The sequence below is a fragment of the Clostridium sp. AM27-28 genome (genome assembly GCF_003480955.1).
Taxonomy (GTDB): domain Bacteria; phylum Bacillota; class Clostridia; order Lachnospirales; family Lachnospiraceae; genus Otoolea; species Otoolea fessa.
This window is the reverse complement of record NZ_QUJT01000013.1, coordinates 18,458-44,994: the sequence shown is the minus strand read 5'-3', so window position 1 is coordinate 44,994 and position 26,537 is coordinate 18,458. Positions and strand designations below refer to the sequence as shown.

Annotated in this window: 24 protein-coding genes and 1 tRNA gene; 23 read left to right on the top strand and 2 right to left on the bottom strand. The window is 48.1% G+C overall.

The genetic code is table 11. From position 1 onward, the window contains the following. Positions 1-51: 51 nt before the first annotated feature. The 19 genes from DW720_RS13385 to DW720_RS13295 all read left to right on the top strand — a co-directional run bounded on the left by DW720_RS13385 (position 52) and on the right by DW720_RS13295 (position 20,237). A complete protein-coding gene (locus tag DW720_RS13385) occupies positions 52-1,140 on the top strand; it encodes a helix-turn-helix domain-containing protein (RefSeq protein ID WP_107001479.1) in 1,089 nt (362 codons plus the stop codon). Between the two features lie 79 nt (positions 1,141-1,219). Continuing rightward, entirely contained in the window at positions 1,220-1,903 is a 684-nt protein-coding gene (gene ftsE, locus DW720_RS13380) for a cell division ATP-binding protein FtsE (RefSeq protein WP_022359885.1), read from the top strand. After that, positions 1,893-2,801: a permease-like cell division protein FtsX gene (gene ftsX, locus DW720_RS13375; protein ID WP_022359886.1), complete on the top strand. Its 909-nt coding sequence runs from the start codon at positions 1,893-1,895 to the stop codon at positions 2,799-2,801. The genes ftsE and ftsX overlap by 11 nt, the downstream gene beginning before the upstream one ends. 67 nt (positions 2,802-2,868) lie before the next feature. Then, positions 2,869-4,146: a M23 family metallopeptidase gene (locus tag DW720_RS13370; protein WP_118638589.1), complete on the top strand. Its 1,278-nt coding sequence runs from the start codon at positions 2,869-2,871 to the stop codon at positions 4,144-4,146. Between the two features lie 212 nt (positions 4,147-4,358). Next, positions 4,359-5,627, top strand: coding sequence for a S41 family peptidase (locus DW720_RS13365; protein ID WP_118742957.1), 1,269 nt, complete (start codon positions 4,359-4,361; stop codon positions 5,625-5,627). A 239-nt stretch (positions 5,628-5,866) separates the two neighbouring features. After that, on the top strand, positions 5,867-6,496 hold the full coding sequence (pth, locus tag DW720_RS13360; protein ID WP_118742958.1) for an aminoacyl-tRNA hydrolase: 630 nt from the start codon (positions 5,867-5,869) through the stop codon (positions 6,494-6,496). Beyond that, entirely contained in the window at positions 6,493-10,023 is a 3,531-nt protein-coding gene (gene mfd / locus DW720_RS13355; protein WP_118742959.1) for a transcription-repair coupling factor, read from the top strand. Before pth ends, mfd begins: the two co-directional genes overlap by 4 nt. A gap of 195 nt (positions 10,024-10,218) precedes the next feature. After that, a complete protein-coding gene (locus tag DW720_RS13350) occupies positions 10,219-10,803 on the top strand; it encodes a hypothetical protein (protein WP_107001484.1) in 585 nt (194 codons plus the stop codon). A gap of 17 nt (positions 10,804-10,820) precedes the next feature. Beyond that, positions 10,821-11,126: a hypothetical protein gene (locus tag DW720_RS13345; RefSeq protein ID WP_107001485.1), complete on the top strand. Its 306-nt coding sequence runs from the start codon at positions 10,821-10,823 to the stop codon at positions 11,124-11,126. A 64-nt stretch (positions 11,127-11,190) separates the two neighbouring features. Next, entirely contained in the window at positions 11,191-11,586 is a 396-nt protein-coding gene (locus tag DW720_RS13340; RefSeq protein ID WP_107001486.1) for a BlaI/MecI/CopY family transcriptional regulator, read from the top strand. Beyond that, positions 11,583-12,548 carry a M56 family metallopeptidase gene (locus DW720_RS13335; RefSeq protein ID WP_118742960.1) on the top strand — a complete coding sequence of 322 codons (966 nt, stop codon included), beginning with the start codon at positions 11,583-11,585 and terminating at the stop codon, positions 12,546-12,548. The genes DW720_RS13340 and DW720_RS13335 overlap by 4 nt, the downstream gene beginning before the upstream one ends. 103 nt (positions 12,549-12,651) lie before the next feature. Continuing rightward, on the top strand, positions 12,652-12,876 hold the full coding sequence (locus DW720_RS13330; RefSeq protein ID WP_107001488.1) for a hypothetical protein: 225 nt from the start codon (positions 12,652-12,654) through the stop codon (positions 12,874-12,876). Between the two features lie 663 nt (positions 12,877-13,539). Next, positions 13,540-14,763 carry a tyrosine--tRNA ligase gene (tyrS, locus tag DW720_RS13325; RefSeq protein ID WP_107001489.1) on the top strand — a complete coding sequence of 408 codons (1,224 nt, stop codon included), beginning with the start codon at positions 13,540-13,542 and terminating at the stop codon, positions 14,761-14,763. 301 nt (positions 14,764-15,064) lie between these two features. Further along, on the top strand, positions 15,065-15,982 hold the full coding sequence (locus DW720_RS13320; RefSeq protein ID WP_118523121.1) for a phosphate ABC transporter substrate-binding protein: 918 nt from the start codon (positions 15,065-15,067) through the stop codon (positions 15,980-15,982). Between the two features lie 197 nt (positions 15,983-16,179). Beyond that, entirely contained in the window at positions 16,180-17,118 is a 939-nt protein-coding gene (pstC, locus tag DW720_RS13315; RefSeq protein ID WP_118743028.1) for a phosphate ABC transporter permease subunit PstC, read from the top strand. Further along, positions 17,108-17,983 carry a phosphate ABC transporter permease PstA gene (pstA, locus tag DW720_RS13310; protein WP_118742961.1) on the top strand — a complete coding sequence of 292 codons (876 nt, stop codon included), beginning with the start codon at positions 17,108-17,110 and terminating at the stop codon, positions 17,981-17,983. The genes pstC and pstA overlap by 11 nt, the downstream gene beginning before the upstream one ends. Positions 17,984-18,004: 21 nt before the next feature. Continuing rightward, positions 18,005-18,760 (top strand): phosphate ABC transporter ATP-binding protein PstB, encoded by a 756-nt coding sequence (gene pstB / locus DW720_RS13305; RefSeq protein WP_022359895.1) that lies wholly within the window; start codon positions 18,005-18,007, stop codon positions 18,758-18,760. Positions 18,761-18,864: 104 nt separating this feature from the next. Further along, positions 18,865-19,527 carry a phosphate signaling complex protein PhoU gene (phoU, locus tag DW720_RS13300; protein WP_118742962.1) on the top strand — a complete coding sequence of 221 codons (663 nt, stop codon included), beginning with the start codon at positions 18,865-18,867 and terminating at the stop codon, positions 19,525-19,527. 107 nt (positions 19,528-19,634) lie between these two features. Beyond that, a complete protein-coding gene (locus DW720_RS13295) occupies positions 19,635-20,237 on the top strand; it encodes a DedA family protein (protein WP_118638582.1) in 603 nt (200 codons plus the stop codon). Between the two features lie 33 nt (positions 20,238-20,270). Here the strand turns inward: DW720_RS13295 and DW720_RS13290 are convergent, their stop codons facing one another. Next, positions 20,271-21,170, bottom strand: coding sequence for an MBL fold metallo-hydrolase (locus DW720_RS13290; RefSeq protein WP_182436553.1), 900 nt, complete (start codon positions 21,168-21,170; stop codon positions 20,271-20,273). A 75-nt stretch (positions 21,171-21,245) separates the two neighbouring features. Further along, positions 21,246-21,317: transfer RNA gene (locus DW720_RS13285), tRNA-Arg, on the bottom strand. Positions 21,318-21,437: 120 nt separating this feature from the next. Between DW720_RS13285 and DW720_RS13280 the strand changes: the two genes are divergently transcribed. From DW720_RS13280 to ligA, 4 genes are all read left to right on the top strand, one after another. After that, positions 21,438-22,223, top strand: a complete 786-nt coding sequence (locus tag DW720_RS13280; protein WP_118494285.1) for a hypothetical protein — start codon at positions 21,438-21,440, stop codon at positions 22,221-22,223. A 72-nt stretch (positions 22,224-22,295) separates the two neighbouring features. Beyond that, positions 22,296-23,321 carry a tRNA preQ1(34) S-adenosylmethionine ribosyltransferase-isomerase QueA gene (gene queA, locus DW720_RS13275; protein WP_107001497.1) on the top strand — a complete coding sequence of 342 codons (1,026 nt, stop codon included), beginning with the start codon at positions 22,296-22,298 and terminating at the stop codon, positions 23,319-23,321. 192 nt (positions 23,322-23,513) lie between these two features. Then, positions 23,514-24,302 carry a pseudouridine synthase gene (locus tag DW720_RS13270; protein ID WP_118742964.1) on the top strand — a complete coding sequence of 263 codons (789 nt, stop codon included), beginning with the start codon at positions 23,514-23,516 and terminating at the stop codon, positions 24,300-24,302. Positions 24,303-24,414: 112 nt separating this feature from the next. Next, positions 24,415-26,376, top strand: a complete 1,962-nt coding sequence (ligA, locus tag DW720_RS13265; RefSeq protein WP_118742965.1) for an NAD-dependent DNA ligase LigA — start codon at positions 24,415-24,417, stop codon at positions 26,374-26,376. Positions 26,377-26,537: the final 161 nt, after the last annotated feature.

Below are 26,537 nucleotides of genomic sequence, written 5' to 3'. Positions count from 1 at the left end.
AAGACCCGGAAACACAGCTGGACGGAGGATAAAAGAAAAGGAGAGAGGAATATGATTTCGAACCAGATACTCCAGACAAACATTGAGGGGTTAAAAGGAATTACGCGTGTCGATCTCTGTATCTGTGATACGGAAGGCAAGGTGCTGGCATCCACATTTACTGGCGCTGAGGAATATGAGAGTGCAATTCTGGCTTTCGTAGACTCTCCGGCGGACAGTCAGGTGATACAGGGATATCAGTTTTTCAAGGTGTTTGACGATCACCAGTTAGAATATATACTTCTTGCCAAGGGCGGAAGCGACGACGTATACATGGTCGGCAAGATGGCGGCATTTCAGGTTCAGAACCTGCTGGTAGCTTATAAGGAGCGCTTTGACAAGGACAATTTTATCAAGAACCTGCTGCTTGACAATCTGCTTCTGGTTGACATTTATAACCGTGCGAAGAAGCTGCACATCGAGACGAACGTCAAGCGGATCGTATTTATCATTGAGACGCAGCATGAGAAGGATGTGAATGCACTTGAGACCGTCCGCAGCCTGTTCTCGACCAAGACGAAGGATTTTATCACGGCAGTGGATGAGAAGAACATTATTCTAGTCAAGGAAGTGAAGCCGGGCGAGACGTACGACGATCTGGAAAAGACAGCCACATCGATCGTAGATATGCTCAATACCGAGTCACTGACACGTGTCAGCGTGGCATTCGGTACGATCGTCAACGAGATCAAGGACGTATCGCGTTCTTATAAAGAGGCGAAGATGGCGCTGGATGTAGGAAAGATTTTCTACAGCAGCAAAAATGTGGTCGCATACAGCAAGCTGGGAATCGGACGTCTGATCTATCAGCTGCCGCTGCCGCTGTGCCGGATGTTTATCAAGGAAATTTTTGATGGCAAATCGCCGGATGAGTTTGATGAGGAGACTCTTACGACAATCAACAAGTTCTTCGAGAACAGCCTGAACGTATCAGAGACTTCCCGACAGCTTTACATTCACCGCAACACACTGGTATACCGTCTGGATAAGCTCCAGAAGAGCACGGGATTGGATCTGCGGGTGTTTGAGGATGCGATCACATTTAAGATTGCCCTGATGGTTGTAAAATATATGAAATACATGGAAAACCTGGATTATTAATCCAAATTGCTGTGGCGGGGAGGAAGATTGCCTTTGCCGCAGCAATTTCATTTGGAGAATTGAAAAAGAGGATTTACGCATGATAGAGGTTAAAAATCTCACCAAGACGTACAAGACGGGGAATAAAGCCTTAAAGGGAATCAATATTCAGATTCAGGACGGCGAGTTTGTTTTCATCATGGGACGAAGCGGTTCCGGCAAATCGACGCTTTTAAAGCTTCTTTTGAAGGAGCTGGAGCCGACTTCCGGCCAGATTATCGTCAACGATATGGATCTGGAAAAGATGCCGAGACGCTACATTCCGAAGTACCGCAGACGGCTGGGAATGGTGTTTCAGGATTTCCGTCTGTTGAAGGATAAAACAGTATATGAAAATGTCGCGTTTGCACAGCGGGTCATCGGCGTATCGCCCCGTGAGATTAAGAAAAATGTGCCGGAAATGCTCCGACTGGTAGGGCTTTCTTCAAAATATAAAGCATACCCGAACCAGCTCTCGGGCGGCGAGCAGCAGCGTGTTGCGATTGCCCGTGCGCTGATCAACTCGCCGGAGATACTTCTGGCGGACGAGCCGACGGGAAACCTGGATGTACATAATTCTATGGAGATCATGGAGCTTCTGGAGGAGATAAACCGGCGCGGGACGACGGTGCTTGTGGTAACGCACAGCCGGGAGATCGTAGCAGAGATGGGAAAACGTGTGATCACGCTGACGCGCGGCGTGCTGACGGGAGATCAAAAAGGCGGTATCTGGCATGAAAATTAGTACATTGATTTACTGCACCAAGGAGGGCATGCGCAATATCATCCGGAATATCTGGTTTTCACTGGCGTCGGTGGCGATTATTTCGGCATGTATTTTCCTGTTCTGTATGTTTTTTGGCTTGATTGCCAACGTACAGTATATGGTGCGGAATGCAGAATCTACAGTAGGAATCACGGTTTTTTTCAATGAAGATATGAGTGAGGACGATATACAGAAAATCGGGGATGAGATACGCGCCCGCGATGAGGTCAAGGAAGTAAAGTATGTTTCTGCCGAGGAGGCATGGGAGAATTTTAAGAAAGAATATTTTAAGGGAGTCGAGGATCTGGCAGAAGGATTTGCGGATGACAACCCGTTAGCCGGTTCGGCGTCCTACGAGATCTATCTGAAAGACATTGACATGCAGGATGACATGGTTGCATGGCTTGGCACGGTGCAGGGAATCCGGAAGATCAATTATTCGAGTGATACGGCGTCCGGGCTTTCGAGCTTCAACAAGATGCTGGGACTTTTGTCGGCGGTGATCATCGCTATTCTGCTGGCAGTTGCTATCTTCCTTATCAGCAATACGATCACGACGGCAGCTGCATTTAGACGGGAGGAAAACCGGATCATGCGCCTGATCGGTGCGACGAATTTCATGATCCGTGCGCCGTTCGTTGTACAGGGTGTGATGATCGGTCTGGTTGGCGCGCTGATTCCGCTGGCGATCACGTATTTTCTGTACCGCCAGGCGGTTGTATATATGATGGAACGGTTTGATATCTTGTCGAACCTGATTGAATTTATCCCGATTCAGACCATTTTCCCGAGCATGGTAGCCGTGGCGATGGCGCTGGGCGTGGGAATCGGTTTTGTCGGAAGTTTCTTTACGATCCGCAGACATTTAAAGGTGTAAGAAACATTGGCGGCTGCTGTAGGAGAATGCGGCGGCAGCGGAAATTTGCGGTAAAAAGGATGAGAACATGAAAAAACAGGGATTGAAAATACGTGCGGCTCTGTTCCTTGTGACGGCGGCGCTGGCGTCTTCCCCAGTGCTGACCTCGGTGGCGGCAGCGACGAAAAAGGATGTAAGCAGCGCCAAGGATAAGAAAAGCGCCCTGGAACAGGAGAAAAAGAAGACCGAGGAGGCGATCAAAAGCCTTCAGGGGCTGAAAAGTAACACCGAGAGCTATGTCAAGGAGCTGGACACGAAGATGAATGATCTGCAGTCGCAGGTCACGAAGCTGGAAAATAATATTTCCAGCAAGCAGAAAAGCATCGATGAGACGGCGGTAAAGCTGGAAGAAGCGCAGAAAACCGAAAAAAAGCAGTATGCTTCGATGAAAATGCGTATCAAATATATGTATGAGAAGGGCGACAGCAGCTACTTAAATCTGCTTCTGGAAGCCCGTTCGCTCTCGGAGCTTTTAAACCGGGCAGAGTATGTTTCAAAGATTTCGGAGTATGACCGGAAGATGCTCGACCAGTATGTGGCGACGAAAGAGTCCATCGCGGACAGTAAGAAAAAGCTGGAGACGGAGAAGGCGGAGCTGCAGGAGATGAAGACGCAGACGGAGGCAAAGCAGGATTCGGTCCAGCTTCTCCTGAATGAGAAAAATAAAGAACTCCAGAACGTCAACGCGCAGATCGGCGAGAAATCAGCGCAGGCGAAAGCGTATGAGGACGATATCAAGGCGCAGGAAGCCAAGATCGTGCAGATGGAGGCGGAGATTAAGAAGAAGGAAGCGGAAGAGGCGGCGAAAAAAGCGGCAGAGGAAGCTGCCAGAAAAGCCGCCGCAGCGGGAAAGACGAATAATTCGACCGCGAAAGGGAATACTGGCAGTACGACTACTACTTCGACGGGAAGTTCTTCGCTGCGCTGGCCGTGCCCTGCAAGCGGACGCATTACATCTGGATTCGGAAAACGTAAATCACCGACGGCGGGCGCGTCCTCGAACCATAAGGGCATTGATATCAGCGCTTCGACCGGCAGCAGCATCGTGGCAGCCGCCGGAGGAACGGTTTCGATTGCAACCTACAGTTATTCGGCTGGAAATTATGTTGTGGTCAACCATGGAAATGGACTTTCAACCGTGTATATGCACTGTTCCCAGCTTCTGGTATCGGCAGGGGATACGGTAAAAGCCGGACAGACGATCGCGAAGGTAGGTTCGACCGGATATTCGACAGGTTCTCATCTGCATTTTGCAGTCCGCAAGAACGGAAGTTATGTAAACCCTTCGAGCTATGTAAGTCCGTAGTGTGGAAAGTATCAGGTGGCTGCAAAAGATGAAATCCGGGTAACTGTTCAGTAGGTCTGCGCATTTACTGCGCTGACCGTACGAAAACATGGACCAGCAGGCAAAAATCCCATTGCCGTAGGCAATTTTTGATGGATTTTTGCGCGTGACTGTGAAGGTACTGAACAGTTACAAATCCGGAAGGAATAGACAGGAATCAGGAGGCATAAGAGATGGACAGTAAAAATAAATTCTGGCGCGGTGTGATGGTCGGTGTGCTGGTGACAGCACTGGTGTGTCTGATCACGGTCGGTGCTTCGGCGGGGATTTACATGTTTGGACGCCGTGTGATCGATAACCAGACACAGGTACAGGTACAGACCGAGGGAACACCGTCGCAGGCACAGGAGCCGGTCAATTTTGAGAATGTCACGAAAAAGCTGGAGCAGATACAGGATATTATCGATAAAAAGTACCTGTTTGAGGAAAAAATTGATACATCCGAGGAGGAAGCCGGCATTTATCAGGGCTTTTTGAGTGGTTTAAATGATCCGTATGCGGTTTATTATACGCCGGACGAGCTGACAAGCTTCCTGGATGAGACAAATGGTTCTTACTGCGGCATCGGTGCTCTGGTATCCCAGAATGTCCAGACCGGCGTCAGCACGATCGTGCGCGTCTTTGAGGGCAGTCCGGCCGAGGAGGCAGGCATCCTTCCGGGTGATGCGCTTTATAAGGTAGATGGCACCGAGGTGATTGGCATGGATCTGTCGCTTCTGGTCAATAATTACGTCAAGGGCGAGGAAGGCAGCCAGCTGACGATCACGGTTTATCGTGAAAATAGCGACGAGTACAAGGATATCACCCTGACCCGCCGACCGATTGATGTGCAGACGGTGTCAGGCAAGATGCTGGATGAAGAGATCGGATATATTTCCGTTGTGGAGTTTGACCGTGTGACTGCCGATCAGTTTAAATCCAAGATCGAGGAACTGCAGGGCGAGGGCATGAAGCGCCTGATCATCGATCTGCGGAACAACCCGGGCGGCGAGGTGACGACGGTTGTCTCGATGGCGGATTATATCCTGAAAGATGGCGGACGGATCCTGACCGTGGCAAATAAGAAGGGCACGGAGGAGACATACGACGCTGAGGATGGACACAGCTTGGAGATCCCGATGGTTGTGCTGGTAAATGGCAATTCCGCCAGCGCGTCGGAGGTATTTACCGGTGCGATGAAGGATTATGGCGTGGCGACGATCGTCGGAACGAAGACTTTCGGTAAAGGTATCGTGCAGACGCTGATGCCGCTTTCGGATGGAAGCGCGATTAAGCTGACGACCGACCATTATTATACGCCGAATGGAAATGATATCCATGGAAAAGGCATCGAGCCGGATCTCGAGGTGGAGCTGGATGAAGAGGCGGCGCAGGAAGTCGTGATTCCAGAGGAGAAGGATAATCAGCTGCAGAAGGCGGTTGAGGTTGTGAAGGGAAAGTAACTTCTTATTTACACGACTCCAAAACTTACGGCACTTTCGATTCCAAAAGTGCCTATCCGTGAACAGTAACTTTAAAAGTATCCAGAAAAATAAGTGCGTTAGATCCTGAAACAGCTTGAAAAAGTGGCAGTTTCAGGATTTAACGCTTAAAGTCGTGTCTGTTTTGGCTTTTTGAGAAAGACGATGAGTGAAGAATCTGGTATTTTTGATACTATAGAAAAAGAGGGAGAAATAGAATTATGTATGTAATTGCAGGACTTGGAAATCCGGGAAGAGAATATGAGGGAACCCGCCACAATGTGGGATTTATGACGCTGGATGCGCTGGCGGACAAGTATAACATTGATGTCCGGGAGAAAGCATTTAAGGGACTGATCGGAAAAGGCGTGATCGAGGGAAATAAGGTCATTCTGGTAAAGCCGCAGACGTATATGAACCTGAGCGGCGAGTGCATCCGTCAGGTGATGGATTATTATAAGGTAGATCCATCGGAGTTTATCGTGATTTATGACGATATCAGCCTGGTTCCGGGCGGCATTCGGATCCGCAAAAAAGGCAGCGCGGGCGGCCACAATGGAATCAAAAATATCATCGCCCATCTGGGAACGCAGGAATTTCCACGCGTGCGGATCGGTGTGGGCGAGAAGTCGGCGCGCATGGATCTGGCAGACTATGTGCTGGGACATTTTCCGAAAGAGGAAGCCGAAACGATGACGACGGCGTTTAAGGACGGTGCGGCGGCAGTCGTGGATATGATGACAGAGGGCGTTGAGGCGGCGATGAACCATTTTAACGGCGCGGCGCGCGGAGAGAAGGAGAAGCTAGAGAAGCAGAAGGCGGATAGGAAGGAGGAAGTCAAGACACAATGAGCGATTTATTTGCAAATCCGTTAGAGGAGATGATCGAGTTCCAGGATCTCAAGACGGATTTACAGCGCGGACAGGGACCGCTTCTTGTCACGGGATGCCTGGATTCGCAGAAGGTGCATCTGCTGTCCGAGCTTTCGGATCTGACGCCCTGGAAGCTGATTGTCACCTACGATGATTCGAGGGCGCGGGAGATCTGTGAGGATTACCGGTGCTTTGATACGGATATTTCGCTGTACCCGGCGAGGGATCTGCTGTTTTATACGTCGGATATCCACGGAAACCTGCTGACGAAACAGCGGATTCAGGTCATGCGGCGGATCCTGGAGAGTTCCGGCGGCGTGGTGGTCACGACGATCGACGGACTGATGGAACATCTGCTGCCGCTTGCGTGGATGAAAAAGCGGAGTCTCACGATCGGGGCAGAAGATGTGGTCGAGGTCGGGAAGCTGACGCACGCCCTGGCGGAAATGGGATATGAGAAGGTCGCGCAGGTTGAGGGATCAGGGCAGTTTTCGGTGCGCGGCGGTATCATTGACATTTTCCCGCTGACGGAGGAGGTGCCGTACCGGATCGAGCTGTGGGGCGACGAGGTCGATTCGATCCGTACCTTCGACCCAGAGAGCCAGCGATCGATCGAGCAGGTGGATGAGGCAGTGATCTATCCGGCGACGGAGATGGCGCTGACGCCGGAGCAGATTCAGGATGGAACCGAGGCGATCGAGAAAGACCGCAGGAAATACGTGAAAAAGCTCCGGGATGCCATGAAGACGGAAGAGGCGTACCGGATGGATTCAGCTGTTTCGGAGGTCTTAGAGGGGCTTCGCGAGGGCTTCCGGGTGCATGGGCTGGGAAGCTATATCCGGTATTTCTGCAAGGAAACGGTGTCGTTTTTAAACTATTTTCCAGTCGATGAGCTGACGATTTTCCTGGATGAGCCGCTGCGCTTGAAGGAAAAAGCAGAGACGACCGAGACGGAGTTCCGGGAGAGTATGTCGCACCGTCTCGAGGGCGGCTATCTGCTTCCGGGGCAGACTTCCTTCCTCTATTCGGCGAAGGAGACGCTGGCGATGGCGATGCGCCCGCGGACTCTTTTACTGCTGGGGCTGGATCAGAAGCTCTCTGGCATGACGGTTAAGAAAAAGTACAGTTTGAGCGTCAAAAATGTCAATTCCTATCAGAATGGATTTGAGCTTTTAATCAGCGATCTGACGCGCTGGAAGAAAGAAAAATACCGTGTGGTATTGCTGGCGGGTTCGCGGACGCGCGCGAGCCGTCTGGCGGGCGATCTGCGGGAGTACGATTTGAGCGCATTCTGTCCGGATGAGGGCGAAAACACTGTGAAACCGGGCGAAATCCTGGTGACCTATGGAAAGCTGCACCGGGGATTTGAATATCCGCTGATTAAGTTCGTCGTGATTACCGAGGGAGACATGTTCGGCGGCGGACGGGGGCGGAAAAAGAAGAAAAAGACCTCCTACCAGGGTAAGAAGATCCAGAGCTTTTCCGAGCTTTCGATCGGTGATTATGTGGTGCATGAGAGCCACGGACTCGGCATTTACCGGGGCATCGAGAAGATCGAGCAGGACAAGGTTGTCAAGGATTACATCAAGATTGAGTACCGTGATGGCGGCAATCTCTACCTTCCGGCGACGCGCCTGGAAGGAATCCAGAAATATGCGGGATCGGATGCCAGGACGCCGAAGCTCAATAAACTGGGCGGAACGGAATGGAATAAAACGAAGAGCAAGGTGCGCGGGGCGGTCCGCGATATTGCAAAGGATCTCGTCGAGCTTTATGCGGCTCGCCAGCGGAGCGAGGGCTACCAGTATGGACCGGATACGGTCTGGCAGAGGGAGTTTGAGGAAATGTTCCCGTTTGAGGAGACGGAGGATCAGCTGGAGGCGATCGAGGCGACAAAAAAAGATATGGAAAGCCGCCGCATCATGGACCGCTTGATCTGCGGCGACGTTGGATATGGCAAGACAGAGATCGCGCTCCGGGCGGCGTTTAAGGCGATTCAGGAGGGCAAACAGGTCGTGTATCTGGTGCCGACCACGATTCTGGCGCAGCAGCATTACAATACCTTTGTGCAGCGAATGAAGGATTTCCCGGTCCGGGTCGATATGCTGTCGCGTTTCCGCACGGCGGGCGAGCAGAAAAAAACGCTGGAAGATCTGAAAAAAGGGCAGGTGGATGTCGTGATCGGAACGCACCGCGTCCTTTCTAAGGATGTTGTCTTTAAAAATCTGGGGCTTCTGATCATCGATGAGGAACAGCGCTTCGGTGTGGCACATAAGGAAAAGATCAAGAAATTAAAGGAAAATGTAGACGTTCTGACGCTGACGGCGACGCCGATTCCGCGTACCCTGCATATGAGTCTCATTGGCATCCGGGATATGAGCGTCCTGGAGGAACCGCCGGTGGACCGCCTGCCGATTCAGACCTACGTCATGGAGTACAACGACGAGATGGTGCGCGAGGCGATTCACAGGGAGCTGGCGCGGGGCGGACAGGTATATTATGTCTACAACCGTGTCAACAACATCGACGAGGTGGCAAACCATGTGGCGGCTCTGGTGCCGGAGGCAAACGTCGTGTTCGCCCACGGGCAGATGCACGAACATGAACTGGAAAAAATTATGCTGGATTTCGTCGAGGGCAATATCGACGTTCTGGTGTCCACGACCATCATTGAGACGGGACTGGACATTCCGAATGCGAACACGATCATCATCCACGACGCCGACCGGCTGGGGCTGTCGCAGCTCTACCAGATCCGCGGTCGCGTCGGACGTTCCGGGCGGACTTCGTATGCGTTTCTCATGTACCGGCGCGACAAGCTGCTGCGTGAGGAGGCGGAAAAACGTCTGCAGGCGATCCGTGAATTTACGGAGTTGGGAAGCGGTATCAAGATTGCGATGCGCGATCTGGAGCTGCGCGGCGCCGGAAATCTTCTGGGCGCGGAACAGCACGGTCACATGCAGGCGGTCGGTTATGACCTGTACTGCAAGCTCTTAAACGAGGCGGTGCTGGCACTTCGCGGTGAGAACGAAGCCGAGGACTTCGAGACGGTGGTGGACTGCGACATCGACGCGTATATTCCGCCGTCCTACATCCGCAATGAATATCAGAAACTCGACGTTTACAAGCGGATTTCCGGTATTGAGAACCAGGAAGAGTATATGGATATGCAGGATGAGCTGATCGACCGCTTTGGCGAGATTCCACGTTCGGTGGAGAACCTGTTAAAGATCGCCGATCTAAAAGCGCTTGCTCATCAGGCGGGTGTCGTGGAGGTCGATGTAAAGAAGCAGGATATCACGATTCAGATGTACCAGAAAGCCGATCTGGACGTCTCCGGCATTCCGGCGCTGATGGAGAAATATAAGGGCACGCTGACCTTCAGGACGGGTGATGTGCCGTCGTTCTATTACCGCGATGTGCGGCAGAAACATACGGACTGCGAGATGATGCTTGTGAAGGCGCGGGAGATTCTTTCCGGGCTCGCGGCGCTGGCGAAAGAGTAGTTTTTAATTGTGTAGAAAAGATTGAAAGTATATTTGAAATGAAAATATATTTTTAATATTGACATATATAATCAAAGATGATAATATATAATCAAATTAAAGCTTGTTTACTAAATTTAAAGAAGGGAGGGATTCCAATGCAGCAAAAATGTGGGATGCTCATTAATAATGTGAATAACGTTAAGAGGTGGTTTTATGAAAAAAATTATGAGTATTTTATTGTCGATAGTTATGTCAACTTCATTGGTAATCCCAACATTTGCGGAAGCGCCGCCATATTCAATAGATAAAGTGGCAACAAAGGTTGTGATTGATCAACATGAATTGAGAGATATTTATGATAAATATGCTTCGGTAACGGATGAAACTGTTGTGGAAGATATGTTAATGGAAGATTTTGGTTTTTCAAGATCGGAAGTTAAAGAATTATTGGAAGTAAGCAAAAGTGGTAGTGGAGGATCTACAGGTGCTTCGAGGGCATCTAGTATAACTGGAAGATTACCAGCAACAGCTGCTATAGGAACCGTTGTAAATATTGTGTATACAATTGATTTGCAAGAAATGAAAGATTTAGCGACAATAACTAATTTTATCGCAAGACAGGTAGGCGGAGCAGGAGCAGGGGTAGCAGTGGCAGCACTTGTTGCTAAAACAGTTTTAGCAGCTGCACAAAAGGGTGGCATAAACTATGCAAAAGTTACAATATCTTATACATATGGCTATAATAATGATGGAGTATTAGGGTGGACGCCAGGTTATACCAAGTATGAGTATTGGTAATAAAAAAGGGAGATGCAATGAAAGAGAATAGAGTATCAAATGAATTCCGTCAAGGAAGAGAAGCAACGTTTGCCGCTTTATTAATGGAACTGTGTCTTTGTGGGGAGCGAATTGCTTCCATAATGGGAATTAGAAATTGGTATGATCAGGTGGGAACTGTTAGAATTTTTCTTTGTATTTTGATTTTTTGTTATTATTATATAATTAAAAAACCAAGATTATTAGATACGCCTGAATGGTATGAGCTAATGAAAAAAGATAGAGTGATTTATGGAATGTGGATCTTGGAAATGATAATATTAGTTAGTAGTATTGGAACTTGAGTGAAAAACAAAGGGGGCGTCAGTTGCTCCCTTTGTTTCTATAAATTATGAGATTGGGAATTTTATGAAGAATAATTATTTAAGTGAACGAGAAATGAATGTTATGCAGGTTTTGTGGAAGTATGAAAAACCCATGACGGTGACAGAAATTGTAGAATCTGAAAAAGAATTGACAACGCCAACAGTCCATACTGTGTTAAGAAAATTGCTTGATAAGGGTTATGTTCAGGTTATTGATACAGTTCAGACTGGAAAAGTTTTTGCTAGGCGATATAAAGCGAAAAAGACTCAGGATGAAGAAATAGAAGAAAAAATAGAAAAATGTATGAAAAATTCTAGAAATCCTATGTCCTTTGTAAATACAATAACAGCAGCTTTGTTGAATGGAGCAGTAGATGAAGAGTCGGTTATTGACGAATTAGAACGTATAGTTCAAAAAAGAAAAAAAGAGATTTTATGAAAATAACATATACATCAATTTTATCGGCAATATGTAGTTCAATTTTGCTATTGGGTTTTTTGTCGGTTTATATATGGAAAAAGCAAGAAAATTATAGCTTGTATGAAGTAAAATTACTTATTTTTTGCACTGTACTAACAGGAGTAAGATTATTTTTTCCAATAGATATTTGCGGAATAAGTCATACGATAGGAATAAAAATATTATATCCAGAACTTTGTCGCTTTATGCGGGGGAAAATAGGATTTTTAAGTCATTTTTCTGTACTTTTTTTGATTAGTTTACTTGGAAGTTTTCTTATCTTAGTGCAAAAAAGTTTATCATATATATCATTTATAAAATTAATAAAAGAAATAAGACCGATAGAGTATATTCGTGTTAAAAAGTATAAAAAAGTGAAAAAAATACCAATATTGAAAGTTGATAGTATAGAAGATCCATTTATTGTTGGTATAAAAAATCCGTATATAATAATACCGAATATAGATGAAGAAACAAAAAAAATAGTACTCTTGCATGAAGTGGGACATTACATTAAAAGAGATTTATTTTTAAAGTGTTTTTTTGAAATATTATGTCTTTTATACTGGTGGAATCCGTTAGTATACATAGTTCGGTATTATTTTTCTAACATATTAGAAATAAGAAATGATTTAATTGTTTGTAATGAGTTATCTGAAATAGAAAAAATTCATTATGTTGAAATATTGTTAAAAATGTCTAGGACAAAAGCGTTAAAAAGGAGAGGAACACTATCTTTTTTTAATGGAAGTTTTTTGAAAATTAGAATTTCTTCTATATTGAATGAAGAACAAAAAAAACAGGTCAATATTAAGTTGTTCTTTTTCTTAATTGCTATTATATTGTCTGGTACAATAGTAATAGAACCAGTAGCTGATTTGAAGTTGCATGCACCGTATTTTGAAGAAGATGATATAGTCAAAAAAATAACTTTTTTGTAAAGACAGAAAACGGGTATGAATTATATATGAATGGTACATATATAGGAACATTGGATGAAATACCAAATGAATTAAAGAATATTAATATTAGGAGGAAATAAAAATGAAAAAAACGATCAGAATTTTAGCAGTAATAATTGCTATGACATGTATTTTTTCAGGGACTGCGTTTGCACAAGAGAAAGAGGTGGCTGTTGAAAAATCGAGTTCAATAGCTAGAGCAGATGTTATAAAATATGTTTATAAAGTTGAAAACGGGAAATTATATAGAAGATTATATAATTATTCTAAGGATACGTGGCTGGGAGATTGGGAACTGTGTGACTAAAGTAATAATATGATAATTATATTTAATAAATATGTACACTACTTTTTACGCTTGAATTTAAAGTAATGTAAAAATTTTATAGCGTGAAGTTTGAAGTTGAGAAATTGCCTTGACAAATAATAAATTTCGCTTATAATACAGAATATACTCAATAACCTTACAAAGGCAATGAAGGGAACAAGTAGAGATCCGCAGGAGAGCGCACAGAAAGCAGCCGGATGATGAGAGGCGCGCGTGAACCGGATATTCGAATACATCCCGGAGCTTCGCACCGAAGAATCTAAAATCGGATCCGATGAAAAGGCTGCGTGGAAAATGTGCGGCGGTTGATTTGGTAGGCTGCGACGTGAGAGACACACGTTATCCGGTCACGGTATCAGAGGGTACCGGCAGAGGCAGATGGGCGCGAGCTGTCTGCGAACAAAGGTGGTAACACGGGAATTTTGCCCCGTCCTTTTTGGAGGACGGGGCTTTTTTATTTTATAGAAAAATGTGTCTTGTGAAATCACAGACGTTCCAAAGTACCTTTATTGTTCTGTTTTGAGAATGATTTTCGGAGAGAAAATAAAGGATGAATCGGATGTATTTTTGAAAAAAGGAATCCCGTGGAGAAGCAAAACGAGTAAGCAAAATTATTTTTTATAAAAAGGAGTAAACAGGAAAATGCAGATTTACGAAGAATTAGTAGCCAGAGGTCTGATCGCCCAGGTTACAAACGAAGAAGAGATCAAAAAACTGGTCAACGAAGGAAAAGCCGTTTTCTACATCGGTTTTGACCCGACCGCAGACAGCCTTCATGTAGGACATTTCATGGCACTGTGCCTGATGAAACGTCTGCAGATGGCAGGCAACAAGCCGATCGCATTACTTGGCGGCGGCACCGGCATGATCGGCGATCCGTCCGGACGTACGGATATGCGCCAGATGCTGACACCGGAGACGATCCAGCATAACTGCGACTGCTTCAAAAAGCAGATGAGCCGTTTCATCGATTTCTCTGATGACAAGGCGCTCTTAGTCAACAACGCAGAGTGGCTGATGAATCTGAATTATGTAAACTTACTGCGCGAGGTTGGTCCGCATTTCAGCGTCAACCGTATGCTGACCGCTGAGTGCTACAAGCAGAGAATGGAGAGAGGCTTAAGCTTCTTAGAGTTCAACTACATGATTATGCAGAGCTACGACTTCTATATGTTATACCAGAAATACGGCTGCAACATGCAGTTCGGCGGCGATGATCAGTGGAGCAATATGTTAGGCGGTACCGAGCTGATCCGCAGAAAGCTTGGCAAGGACGCACACGCAATGACCATCACCCTGCTGTTAAACTCCGAGGGCAAGAAGATGGGTAAGACCCAGTCCGGCGCTGTATGGCTGGATCCGAACAAGACATCCCCGTTCGAGTTCTACCAGTACTGGAGAAACGTAGCCGATGCCGATGTATTAAAGTGCCTGCGTATGCTGACCTTCCTGCCGCTTGAGCAGATTGATGAGATGGATAAATGGGAAGGCAGCCAGTTAAATACTGCAAAAGAGATCCTGGCTTACGAGCTGACCAAGCTGGTACACGGCGAGGAAGAGGCTGAGAAGGCACAGGCAGCAGCGAAAGCACTGTTCTCCAGCGGAAATGCAGCCAATATGCCGACCTACGAACTGACTGAGGATGATTTCAACGGTGATGAGATCGATATTCTCTCCATCCTGCAGAAATCCGGTCTGGCTCCGTCCCGTTCCGAGGCAAGAAGAAATGTCGAGCAGGGCGGCGTATCTGTAGACGGAAACCAGGTAAAAGATATCAAGGCAGTCTTCACGAAGGATCAGCTCGCTGGCGAAGGAATGGTTGTCAAGAGAGGTAAGAAGAACTTTAAGAAGGTTGTTTTAAAATAAGTGGAGATGTTCCGCCAGAATCTTCACCCCATACAAATCAGAATCACGCCGCCGGCGATCTCTGCCGGGCTTTCAAGCGAAGCCCGGAGAGATGTCCGGCGGCGGTTCCGATCATGGAGAGAAGCAGAGCAAATCCGAAACCATATCTTACATTCACTCCCACAAAAATTACCCAAATTTTACATAAACGATACCAAAATATGATTTCTGTAAATCCAGGAATCTTTTATACTGCGTACTGTAAGAAATCAAAGATAAAAAACTCTGAGAGAAAAAAGAGAGAGGAAAGAGGAATTTTATTATGAAGAAAAATGTTCAGAAAGCAATCGCAGTATTAGGAGCAGCCGTTCTGGCAACTGGAATGGTAGGATGTGGTTCCAGCAATACAAATACAAGTGCAGCAGACACAAGCGCAGAAACCAGCGCAGCTGAAAGTGATGCAGCAGCAGATACAACCGAGAACAGCGCAGATGCAAAAAATTTGAGTGGTTCTATCACCCTGGCAGGTTCCACTTCGATGGAAAAATTTGCAAATGCACTGGCAGAAACGTTCATGGAGAAATATCCGAACGTGACTGTACAGGCTGAATTTACCGGCTCTTCCGCAGGTATCGAGTCCGTGCTGGCAGGTCAGTGTGATGTCGGTGATTCTTCCAGAGCATTAAAGGATGATGAGAAAGCAAAAGGTGCTGTTGAAAATATCGTAGCTATCGATGGTATCGCCGTTGTCGTTGACCCGTCCAACGCTGTAGATGGTCTGAGCAAGGATGACCTGACCGGCATTTACGACGGAAGCATCACAAACTGGAAGGATGTAGGCGGCAGCGATATGCCGATTGTCGTAGTCGGACGGGAAGCAGGTTCCGGTACAAGAGGCGCATTTGAGGAGCTTCTGGGTCTGGAAGATGCCTGCAAATATGCAAACGAGCTGGATTCCACCGGTGCAGTTATGGCAAAAGTAGCATCTACACCGGGTTCCATCGGATACGTTTCCCTGGATGTAGTCGATGATACCGTTAAGGCAGTTAAACTGGATGATGTAGAGCCGACGGAGGAGAACATCAAGGCAGGCAGCTATTTCTTAAGCCGTCCATTCGTTATGGCAACCAAGGGAGAAATTTCTGAGCAGAACGAGCTGGTACAGGCGCTGTTTGACTATGTATACTCTGCAGAAGGCGATGACCTGATTAAATCGGTAGGCCTGATTACTACGAAGTAAGAAACTGCATCGGAATTTGTGAATGTGGATAAAATTACCGGTGAAAACAGGTAAGGATAGAAAAATCAGTAATTCACGAATACATATAATATTGAATAGATTCAAATAATATCGAGTCGCTTGCAGTCAAGCCGCAGAAAGGAAACTCTGCTTTGACCGGAAGCGGCTCGCTGTTCAATCCGAGACAGGAGAGACATATGCACGAAAAGAAATTTACCATTTTTGGAAGCCATGCCACGAAATCAGCGGTAGAGAGGGCAGCGGAAATTATTTTTACCGCCTGCGGCCTGCTGGCGGTGGTGGCAGTTTTTTCAATTACCTTATACATGATTATCAGCGGTACCCCGGCACTTTTTAAGGTGGGTGTTCCGGAAATCTTATTTGGAACCGTCTGGAAGCCGACTGGAAATCCGGCGTCTTTCGGAATTCTCTACGTTATTTTAACTTCCATCGTCGGAACCTTTCTGGCGATCCTGATCGGTGTTCCGATTGGGCTGTTTACCGCCATCTTTCTGGCAGAGGTTGCGCCGCCGAAGGTAGCGGCAGTGGTCCGCCCGGCAGTTGAGCTTCTGGCAGGTATTCCGTCGGTTATCTACGGACTCTTAGGAATTTTGATTTTAAATCCCCTGATGTATAAGCTGGAAATGAAAATCTTTGCCGGTTCCACGACGCATCAATTTACCGGCGGTGCGAACCTGATATCGGCGGTTCTGGTTCTGGCAATCATGATTCTTCCGACCGTCATCAATATCAGTGAGGCGTCGCTTAGGTCAGTCCCGAAACATTTAAAAAGCGCATCGCTGGCACTCGGTGCAACGCATATCCAGACGATTTTCAAAGTAATCGTTCCGGCGGCGCACTCCGGCATCATCACGGCGGTGGTTTTAGGCTGCGGACGTGCGATCGGGGAGGCAATGGCGATCAGCCTGGTATCTGGAAGTTCAGTCAATCTGCCGCTCCCATTTAACTCCGTCCGTTTCCTGACAACCGCGATCGTGGCGGAAATGTCTTATTCAGAGGGACTTCACCGGGAAGTGCTCTTTACCATCGGTCTGGTGCTGTTCGTATTTATCATGTTTATCAACACGGTGCTCAGCCGGATGTTTGTGAAGGAGGGCGGCGCAGATGACCGATAATAGTATGAAAAGTATTTACCAGAAGCGCACCCGCATCGGGGACAATATCTTAAAAGCGCTGATTTATCTGGCAGCTGGCGTGGCGATCGCGCTGTTAGTTGGCATCATGGGGTATGTGTTTGTGCGCGGTTTGCCGCAGGTTTCCTGGCAGTTTCTGTCCACGGTGCAGAGTTCTTTAAAGGGCACCTTTGGTATTCTGGGAAATATCATCAACACGATTTACATCATTGTAATTACCCTTATCATTGCAGCGCCGATCGGAATCGGCTCCGCCATTTATCTGAACGAATACGCAAAGCCGGGAAAGCTGGTGCGGACGATTGAATTTACAACCGAGATCCTGTCCGGTATTCCGTCGATTATTTTTGGCTTGTTCGGTATGGTCTTTTTCGGAATGACGCTGAAGCTGGGCTATTCGGTTCTGACCGGATCCTTCACGCTGACCCTGATGGTGCTTCCGCTGATTACGCGGAACACACAGGAAGCACTCAAAACCGTTCCGGACAGCTACCGCAGCGGCGCGCTGGGAATCGGTGCAACGAAATGGTATATGATCCGGACAATCCTGCTGCCGAGCGCGGCACCGGGTATTCTGACCGGCGTCATCCTTTCGATTGGCCGTATCGTGGGCGAGTCGGCGGCGCTTCTGTTTACTGCCGGAAGCGGCTTCCAGCTTCCGAAAAACCTGTTTGGAAAACTGTTTGAGTCGAGCGGCACGCTGACCATCCAGCTCTACCTGTCGATGCAGAAAGCAAAATACGATCAGGCGTTTGGAATCGCGGTCGTGCTTCTGATTATCGTGCTGGGAATCAACCTGCTGACGAGATTTTTGACCAGCCGGTTTGATGTGACAAAATTAAAATAAAGTAAAAAATGAGGAAATGATATGGAGACAAAAATTTCTACGTCGGATTTGAATCTGTACTATGGAAACAATCATGCATTAAAAAATATCAATCTGGATATATATGAAAATCAGATCACAGCGTTTATCGGACCGTCCGGCTGCGGTAAGTCTACCTATTTAAAGACATTGAACCGCATGAACGATCTGGTGCCGAATGTGACAATCAATGGAAAGGTGTTGATCGACGGCGAGGATATCTACGATCCGAAGGTCGATACGACGCTTCTTCGCAAGAAGGTTGGCATGGTATTTCAGCAGCCGAACCCATTTCCAATGAGTATTTATGACAATATCGCGTATGGACCGCGGATTCACGGTATCAAGGGAAAGGCAGAGCTGGATGCGATCGTAGAGAAGAGTCTGCGCGGCGCGGCCCTGTGGGATGAGGTCAAGGACCGCCTGAAACGTTCTGCACTGGGACTTTCCGGTGGACAGCAGCAGCGTCTCTGCATCGCACGTGCGCTGGCAGTTGAGCCAGAGATTCTTCTTATGGATGAGCCGACCTCGGCACTGGACCCGATTTCCACGCTGAAAATCGAGGATCTGATGGGCGAACTCAAGAAGAATTATACCGTTGTCATCGTTACCCATAATATGCAGCAGGCGACCCGTATTGCGGACTATACGGCATTTTTCCTGGTAGGAGAGGTAGTCGAGTATGCACCGACGACGGATCTGTTCTCGCATCCGCGTGAAAAGAAGACAGAAGACTATATTACCGGACGGTTTGGATGATAGGCGTAAGATTGAGGATTTAAAAATAAGTAGAAAATCAGTTTGCTGTTCAGAAGTGGAAATTTTCTGGGCAGAAAACAGGGGAGATGGAGAGGAGATACGGGATGGCGACGAGAGAGGCATTTATACAGGAGTTAGAAGGGCTGAATCAGGAATTGAACGTGATGAGCCAGATGGTGCAGGATGCGATTGACAGTAGTTTTCAAGCGCTTACCGAGCATAATGAAGAGCTGGCACAGAAGGTTATCAAAGGCGACCGGGATGTGGACAATATGGAACGAAAGATCGAGACACACTGCCTGATGCTGATGTTAAAGCAGCAGCCGGTTGCCAGCGATCTGCGCCATATCTCGACGGCACTGAAGGTAGTGACCGATCTGGAGCGGATGGGCGATCAGGCGGCGGACATTGCCGATCTGTCCCTGCGTTTGGAGGATGCAGATATTAGTCTTGTAAGCAAACATCTTCCGGCCATGGTGGCAAATGTGAAAACGATGGTAAAGGATGCGATTCACGCGTTTACCCAGCGTGACACCGAGACGGCGGAGACATTCGAACAGAGGGATGATCTGATCGATGCCTTCTTTGAACGGGTAAAACGGGAAGTGATTGAGTTTCTGAAAAAAGACGGGGATAAATCCGATGTGGCAGTCGATCTTTTGATGGTTGCCAAGTACCTGGAGCGAATCGCCGATCACGCGGTCAATGTGTGCGAGTGGACAGAGTTCTCGGATACGGGGGCCGTGGGGGATGTGATGATTCTCTAGGTTTAATTAAAATCCGGGCATGAAAAATGAAAATTAGATGCCTGGATTTTTTCCATTCCGCATAAAATAAATAGAATATGTGGAAATAACGTGGAGTGCGATATATCATGCGTGATATAGTGCTGGAACTTTTAAGTTCATACGGATATGTGGGAATGTTTGCCCTGATTCTAATTGAGAATTTGTTTCCGCCGATCCCGTCGGAAGTGATTTTAACCTTTGGTGGATTTATGACAACATATACACGGATGAACATAGCCGGGGCAGTTCTGGCAGCGACGGCGGGCTCGGTGCTGGGGGCGCTGATTCTGTATGAGCTGGGGCGGCATATTCCCGTGCAGAAGTTTTATGCATTTTTGGGCGGGGCATGGGGAAAACGGCTGGGAGTAGAAGCGGATGATGTGAAAGATGCAGACGGATGGCTGGAGAGAACGGGACGGTCAGCCGTCTTTTTTTGCCGGTTCGTTCCGATCATCCGAAGCCTGATCTCGATTCCGGCGGGGATGGCAAAGATGGAACTGCTGCCGTTTCTCCTTCTGACAACAGCGGGCAGTCTTATCTGGAATACGGTACTCATCGGAGCCGGCGCGGTGGCGGGGGCATCGTGGGAACGTATTCTGGTGCTGTTAAAGACATATTCCCGCTTCGCTGTGATGGGAGCGGGAATCTTGGGATTTGCGGTGGCGTGTGTGTATTTTCGGAAACGATAACAACAGGAGAGTGAAAATTCATGCAGAAAGAGTTTATTCATTCAAACAAAAATATATGGTGTCATTCTTTACTTCCAGCCGTGCCGTCCCATCGATCACCAGCTGTTCCAGATATGGGCGCAGGTGGCGTTCCTGACGGATGAGCTGGTCGTAGGTACCGATGTGCATTCCGATCAGGCGTCGGCTTTCCTGATAAAATTCATCACGCGTCATTGGTCTCTGCAAAAGCTTTGCCAGCTCTGCGAGACGCAGACGGACAAGATCCATATTTTTGTCCGCCAGTTCCCGGATATTGCCATCAAATGGACCTTTGTGCGATAAAATCCAGTGCTGGTAAGGCAGTTTTGTGATTGCTTCCTTGCTTTCCAGATCCAGACCGACGTGGTCGCAGTATGGAAGCTTGACGTGACGCAGGACATTTTCGGTTAAAAGCGCGTCTCCGGCAAAGCAGACGCCGTCCGGTGTGCCGATGACGATGTGGTCGAGGGAATGCCCCGGCAGATGGTGAACCGGGAAGGTTACGCCGCAGAGTGTCACGGAAGTATCCTCCGGCTGGATGATACAGTCAACCGGGCAGCGCTGCTCGGTGTCGATGGAAACCTTTTCCTCCTCGGAGCGCCCGAAATAATTGGTATACCGTTCCAGCGCCGCCTGGGAGGCGATCAGCCCGGCTTCGCCAAGCGACATAGCCAGTGGAATCTGAAAGGCTTCGCGCAGGCGTTTGCTGTTTCCATGATGGTCGATGTGCGCGTGGGAAACGATCAGCCCCGCCGGGGTCAGCCCGGCGTCTTTCAGAGAGCCGACCAGCTCGTCATATTCCTTTGAGTAACCATTGTCAAACAGGATGCAGCGGGTGTCGTCGATGCGGTAGACGCCGATGGCTGTTTTGCCAAGCAGACAGTCTGTATTTCCAGAAACGTGTATGAGTTCCACGGGAAGGGTCCTCCTTTTATCATGAATAATGCAAAAAGCGACGGCTGAGATATCTCCGCTGTCGCTTTTTAAGAATGCGTCTGATAGGAATCGAACCTACGCCTCAGGCTCCGGAGGCCGGCGCTCTATCCACTGAGCTACAGACGCATTACTTGTATGATACTATAATATTTAGAAAATTGCAAGTTTTTTTTCGGAAATACCGCTTGCCGAGTAACCAAATCACCGCTATAATATTAACAATCGAATAAGTCAGGAGGCGGTCGGGTGGGAGAACCGAAAAAGAAACCGGGACGCAGCCGGAAGAACGGAACGGACTGGGAACTGCGCCGCTATGTGATGCTGCTTGCGGCGGTGATTGTATTGATTCTGATTGGCGCGGTGGCGATGTTTTCCGGGAAAATAACAAACATTCTGGGGAAAAAGGATGGCTTACCGGCAGAAATGGTGGATACAGGTGGATCTGGAATGGTGATTGAGCCGGACACGAAAGAATATATTCAGGACTTTGGCGGATGTATTCTGACAGAGAATGGCGAGCCGGGGATCACAGAGCTGATGAATACTTATTTTCAGGCGGTTTCCGACTGTGATATGGATACGTTTGTGAAGTTGTTTACCTCACAGGATACGAGTGAGGAAGAACACTACCGTCAGGAATTTGAAGAACAGAAGCAGTACATTTCCGGGTACCAGAATGTGAAATGTTATACGACGCCGGGGCTTAGGGACGGCGAGATGGCAGCGTATGTGTATTATGAGATTTTGTATACGGGCGTGGAGACACCGGCACCGAGTCTGGTGCGGATCTATGCGATCCGGGCGGAGGACGGAAGCTGGCAGATCGATGACGGGAAAATGTCCGAAGAGCTGACGCAGTATTTTGAAGAGCTGTCGGTCAATGAGGATGTGCGCCTTCTCAGCAAGCAGACGGATGAAGCAATGGATGCGGCGATGGAGCAGGATGAAGCGCTGAAAGAGCGCGTGGAATTTATGAAACAGGGCGCGTCGTATATGCGGGATGAGACAGAGCCGTCTGCGTCGAATCCTTAAAATGTTTTACTTTGTCTAACTGAATGGAAAAATAAAGAGATTTATAGATAGAAAGAAAAAGAGGCAGAAAGAATGGATGTAAAAGATTTTTATTATGATTTACCACAGGAGCTGATCGCGCAGGATCCGCTGGAAGATCGTTCTTCTTCCCGGCTTTTAGTGCTGGATAAAAAGACGGGCGAGATGCAGCACAAGGTGTTTAAGGATATTGTCAATTATCTTCATCCGGGCGATTGTCTGGTGATCAATGATACGAAGGTTATCCCGGCGCGTCTGATCGGAAGCAAGGAGGGAACGGATGCACATATCGAGATTCTTCTTCTGAAACGTCGTGAGAACGATATCTGGGAGACACTGGTAAAGCCGGGTAAAAAGGCAAAACCGGGAACCGTGATTAATTTTGGCGATGGTTTGTTAAAAGGAACCGTCATTGATGTGGTAGAAGAGGGAAATCGTCTGATTCAGTTCTCCTATGAGGGGATCTTCGAGGAGATTCTTGACCAGCTTGGCCAGATGCCGCTTCCACCGTATATTACACACCGTCTGAAAGATAAAAACCGTTATCAGACCGTTTATGCAGAACATGAGGGATCCGCGGCTGCTCCGACTGCCGGACTTCATTTTACCAAGGAACTGCTGGCACAGATTCAGGAGATGGGAGTGAAGATTGCGCATGTGACACTCCATGTGGGTCTGGGAACCTTCCGACCGGTCAAGGTTTCAAATGTTTTAGATCATCATATGCATTCGGAGTTTTACCGCATCGAAGAAGACGCTGCTAATATGATTAATGAGACGAAGAAAAATGGCGGACGCATTATCTGTGTCGGTACGACAAGCTGCCGGACGCTGGAATCCGCAGCAGCCGAGGACGGCACGATCCGCGCATGCAGCGGCTGGACGGACATTTTCATTTATCCAGGCTACCAGTTCAAGATTCTGGACTGCCTGATCACAAACTTCCACCTGCCGGAGTCCACGCTCGTCATGCTGGTATCCGCACTGGCAGGCAGAGAACATGTGCTCACGGCGTATGAAGAGGCGATCCGGCAGAGATACCGCTTCTTTAGTTTTGGGGATGCGATGTTTATTCAGTAAGCAGGATATGTGTTTAAGAAAGACTCATAGTGAACGTGCTATGGGTCTTTTTATTTCATAGGAAAGTGTACCCTATGAAACATTCTCTATTCTTTCGAAAACTGTTTGAACCCTATGGACGAAAATGTTATAATTTTTATACTTTGGTTGCCGGAATCCTACGGCACAATAAATCGAAATGAGATGAATAAAATGCAAAAAAATCAAAATGATAAATCATACAAGAGATTACAGCCAGGTGAAAAGCAGGAATCCCGGATTCCAACGGAAGGCATTCGTTTAAACCGCTTTTTGAGCGAGGCGGGCATCTGCTCCCGGCGGGAGGCGGATCGGCGGATCGCGGACGGGCGTGTGACGATCGATGGGCGCGTGGCAGAGGTCGGGCAGAAGCTGATGCCGGGACAGCGCGTGGCGTGCGATGGCGTAGCGGTGTCCGGCAAGGATGCGCCGGTGCTTTTAGCGGTCAATAAGCCGCGGGGGATTGTCTGCACGACTTCTGATAAAGATCGGGCAGAAAATATCGTAGAATTTTTAGATTATCCGGTCCGGATTTACCCGATCGGGCGTCTGGACAAGGATTCAGAAGGGCTGCTTCTCATGACGAATGAGGGCGAGCTGGTCAACCGGATTCTAAGGGCTCGTTACGGACATGAAAAGGAATATCTGGTAACGGTGGATAAACCCATTGATAGTGAGTTTGTCCGGAAGATGAGCGCAGGAGTGAAGATTTTAGATACGGTTACCCGTCCTTGTGAGGTGGAAAAGACCGGGAAGACGAGTTTCCGGATCATCCTGACCCAGGGGCTCAACCGCCAGATCCGCCGGATGTGCGAGGCGCTGGGGTACCAGGTGCAGACGTTAAAACGCGTCCGGATGCTGAACATTACGCTGGATGGGCTGAAAACAGGCGAGTACCGGGAAGCGACAGCGGCAGAGAGACAGAAATTAGAAGATATTTTGAACGGAAAGAAGAATGGCTGAGACAATGTTGTCTGGCAGTCAGTGCAGGTTCACATATGAGGTTGCATAGAAATGCTTGAAAACGCATTCAGAGGTAGTTGGAGAGAGCGATGGGAAAGGTGGAGTCAGATAGATGGCAGAGGACAAGACAAAACGGATACGGGAGCTGATTGGGACGCTGCGGGCAGCAGGGCGCGCCTATTATCAGGAGAGCCGGGAGATCATGAGCAACTTTGAGTATGATAAGCTTTATGATGAACTGGTTTCATTGGAGAAAGAGACGGGAATTGTGTTTGCGAACAGCCCGACGCAGAATGTAGGATATGAGGTAGTCAGCGCGCTTCCGAAGGAGCGCCATGAGAAGCCGATGCTTTCGTTAAATAAGACGAAGAGCGTGGAAGAGCTGGCAGACTGGCTCGGCGGGCAGACCGGGCTTTTATCCTGGAAGATGGACGGTCTGACGATCGTCCTGACCTATCAGAATGGAACACTTGTCAAGGCGGTTACGCGTGGAAATGGTGAGATCGGCGAGGTTATCACGGCAAATGCAAAGGCGTTCGTCAATGTGCCGTTAAATATTTCCTACCAGGGTGAGCTTATCCTGCGCGGTGAGGCGATCATCCGGTATTCGGATTTTGAGAAGATCAATGAGCAGATCGAGGATGTCGATGCGAAATATAAGAATCCGCGAAACTTATGCAGCGGTTCGGTGCGTCAGTTAAACAGCGAAATCACAGCGCAGAGGCATGTCCATTTTTATGCGTTCAGCCTTGTAAAGGCGGATGGCATTGATTTCAAAAATTCGCGGAAAGAGCAGTTTGAGTGGCTGAAAACACAGGGGTTTGAGGTCGTAGAGTACCATGAGGTGACAAAAGAGACGCTGCCGGAGACGGTCAAAATGTATTCTGAGGCGATTGCGGAAAATGATACGCCGTCGGATGGACTGGTGCTTTTGTATGATGATATTGCCTACGGCCAGTCGCTGGGGCGGACGGCAAAATTCCCGCGTGATTCGATCGCATTCAAGTGGGCGGATGAGATTCAGGAGACGAAGCTTCTCTATATTGAGTGGAGTGCGTCGAGAACAGGGCTGATTAACCCGGTGGCGGTGTTTGAACCGGTGGAGCTGGAGGGAACGACGGTCAGCCGTGCCAGTGTCCACAACATCAGCATCATGGAGGCGCTGGAACTGGGGGCAGGCGACCGGATTACGGTTTATAAGGCAAATATGATCATTCCGCAGATCGCGGATAATCTGACGCGCAGCGGTGTCCGGGACATTCCGGAGGCATGTCCGGTGTGCGGCGGTCAGACGGAGGTACGCCAGATCAACGATGTAAAGTCACTCTACTGCACGAACCCGGACTGCCAGGCGAAGAAAATCAAGAGTTTTACTCTTTTTACAAGCCGCGATGCGTTAAATATTGCGGGGCTTTCAGAGGCGACGCTGGAGAAATTTATCGGCGTCGGCATGATTCATGAGTATGCGGACATTTTCCATCTGGACCGCCATCAGGAAGAGATCGTCGAGATGGACGGATTCGGGCAGAAATCGTATGACAATCTGATTGCGGCGGCTGAGAAAGCGTCCCACACGACCCTGCCGAGAATGGTGTACGGTCTGGGCGTTGCAGGCATCGGTCTGGCAAATGCCAAGATGATTTGCCGTCATTTTAAAAATGATTTTGAGGCGATGCGCCACGCCACCGTGGAAGAGCTGGTCGAGATTGATGGAATCGGGGAAGTTCTGGCGCAGGCGTGGACGGCATTCTTTTCGGATGGAAAGAATAATGCGATCGTCGATCATCTGCTGGCGGAGCTGACCTTTGAGGCAGGAGACGAAGAAAGCAGCGAGGGTGCAGATGAGGCATTCGCCGGGATGAATTTCGTCATTACCGGTTCGCTGGAACATTTCAAAAACCGGAAAGAGCTGCAGGAGCTGATTGAGCGCCGCGGCGGCAAGGTGACCGGAAGCGTGACGTCCAAGACGAATTATCTGATCAATAATGATGTGGCGTCGTCGTCCTCGAAGAATAAGAAGGCGCGGGAATTGGGGGTGCCGATTCTTTCGGAGGAGGAGTTTTTGAAGCTATAAGAGAGGTGAAAAAGCCGGACGCCAGACAGTGTTTAGCTGGCTTTTTTTTGCAGCTTGTGTTATGATTAGGAATGCTGATATAGTTTTTATTGTAATAGAAATGAATTATATCGGTATATAATAGAATCCTAAAATTCAAACGAATTTTATATAAAAAGGGG

Excerpts from the sequence above, each read along its gene's own strand:
- DW720_RS13385 (WP_107001479.1), top strand. The coding sequence starts at position 52 with ATGATTTCGAACCAGATACTCCAGACAAACATTGAGGGGTTAAAAGGA.
- ftsE (WP_022359885.1), top strand. The coding sequence starts at position 1,220 with ATGATAGAGGTTAAAAATCTCACCAAGACGTACAAGACGGGGAATAAA.
- ftsX (WP_022359886.1), top strand. The coding sequence starts at position 1,893 with ATGAAAATTAGTACATTGATTTACTGCACCAAGGAGGGCATGCGCAAT.
- DW720_RS13370 (WP_118638589.1), top strand. The coding sequence starts at position 2,869 with ATGAAAAAACAGGGATTGAAAATACGTGCGGCTCTGTTCCTTGTGACG.
- DW720_RS13365 (WP_118742957.1), top strand. The coding sequence starts at position 4,359 with ATGGACAGTAAAAATAAATTCTGGCGCGGTGTGATGGTCGGTGTGCTG.
- pth (WP_118742958.1), top strand. The coding sequence starts at position 5,867 with ATGTATGTAATTGCAGGACTTGGAAATCCGGGAAGAGAATATGAGGGA.
- mfd (WP_118742959.1), top strand. The coding sequence starts at position 6,493 with ATGAGCGATTTATTTGCAAATCCGTTAGAGGAGATGATCGAGTTCCAG.
- DW720_RS13350 (WP_107001484.1), top strand. The coding sequence starts at position 10,219 with ATGAAAAAAATTATGAGTATTTTATTGTCGATAGTTATGTCAACTTCA.
- DW720_RS13345 (WP_107001485.1), top strand. The coding sequence starts at position 10,821 with ATGAAAGAGAATAGAGTATCAAATGAATTCCGTCAAGGAAGAGAAGCA.
- DW720_RS13340 (WP_107001486.1), top strand. The coding sequence starts at position 11,191 with ATGAAGAATAATTATTTAAGTGAACGAGAAATGAATGTTATGCAGGTT.
- DW720_RS13335 (WP_118742960.1), top strand. The coding sequence starts at position 11,583 with ATGAAAATAACATATACATCAATTTTATCGGCAATATGTAGTTCAATT.
- DW720_RS13330 (WP_107001488.1), top strand. The coding sequence starts at position 12,652 with ATGAAAAAAACGATCAGAATTTTAGCAGTAATAATTGCTATGACATGT.
- tyrS (WP_107001489.1), top strand. The coding sequence starts at position 13,540 with ATGCAGATTTACGAAGAATTAGTAGCCAGAGGTCTGATCGCCCAGGTT.
- DW720_RS13320 (WP_118523121.1), top strand. The coding sequence starts at position 15,065 with ATGAAGAAAAATGTTCAGAAAGCAATCGCAGTATTAGGAGCAGCCGTT.
- pstC (WP_118743028.1), top strand. The coding sequence starts at position 16,180 with ATGCACGAAAAGAAATTTACCATTTTTGGAAGCCATGCCACGAAATCA.
- pstA (WP_118742961.1), top strand. The coding sequence starts at position 17,108 with ATGACCGATAATAGTATGAAAAGTATTTACCAGAAGCGCACCCGCATC.
- pstB (WP_022359895.1), top strand. The coding sequence starts at position 18,005 with ATGGAGACAAAAATTTCTACGTCGGATTTGAATCTGTACTATGGAAAC.
- phoU (WP_118742962.1), top strand. The coding sequence starts at position 18,865 with ATGGCGACGAGAGAGGCATTTATACAGGAGTTAGAAGGGCTGAATCAG.
- DW720_RS13295 (WP_118638582.1), top strand. The coding sequence starts at position 19,635 with ATGCGTGATATAGTGCTGGAACTTTTAAGTTCATACGGATATGTGGGA.
- queA (WP_107001497.1), top strand. The coding sequence starts at position 22,296 with ATGGATGTAAAAGATTTTTATTATGATTTACCACAGGAGCTGATCGCG.
- DW720_RS13270 (WP_118742964.1), top strand. The coding sequence starts at position 23,514 with ATGCAAAAAAATCAAAATGATAAATCATACAAGAGATTACAGCCAGGT.
- ligA (WP_118742965.1), top strand. The coding sequence starts at position 24,415 with ATGGCAGAGGACAAGACAAAACGGATACGGGAGCTGATTGGGACGCTG.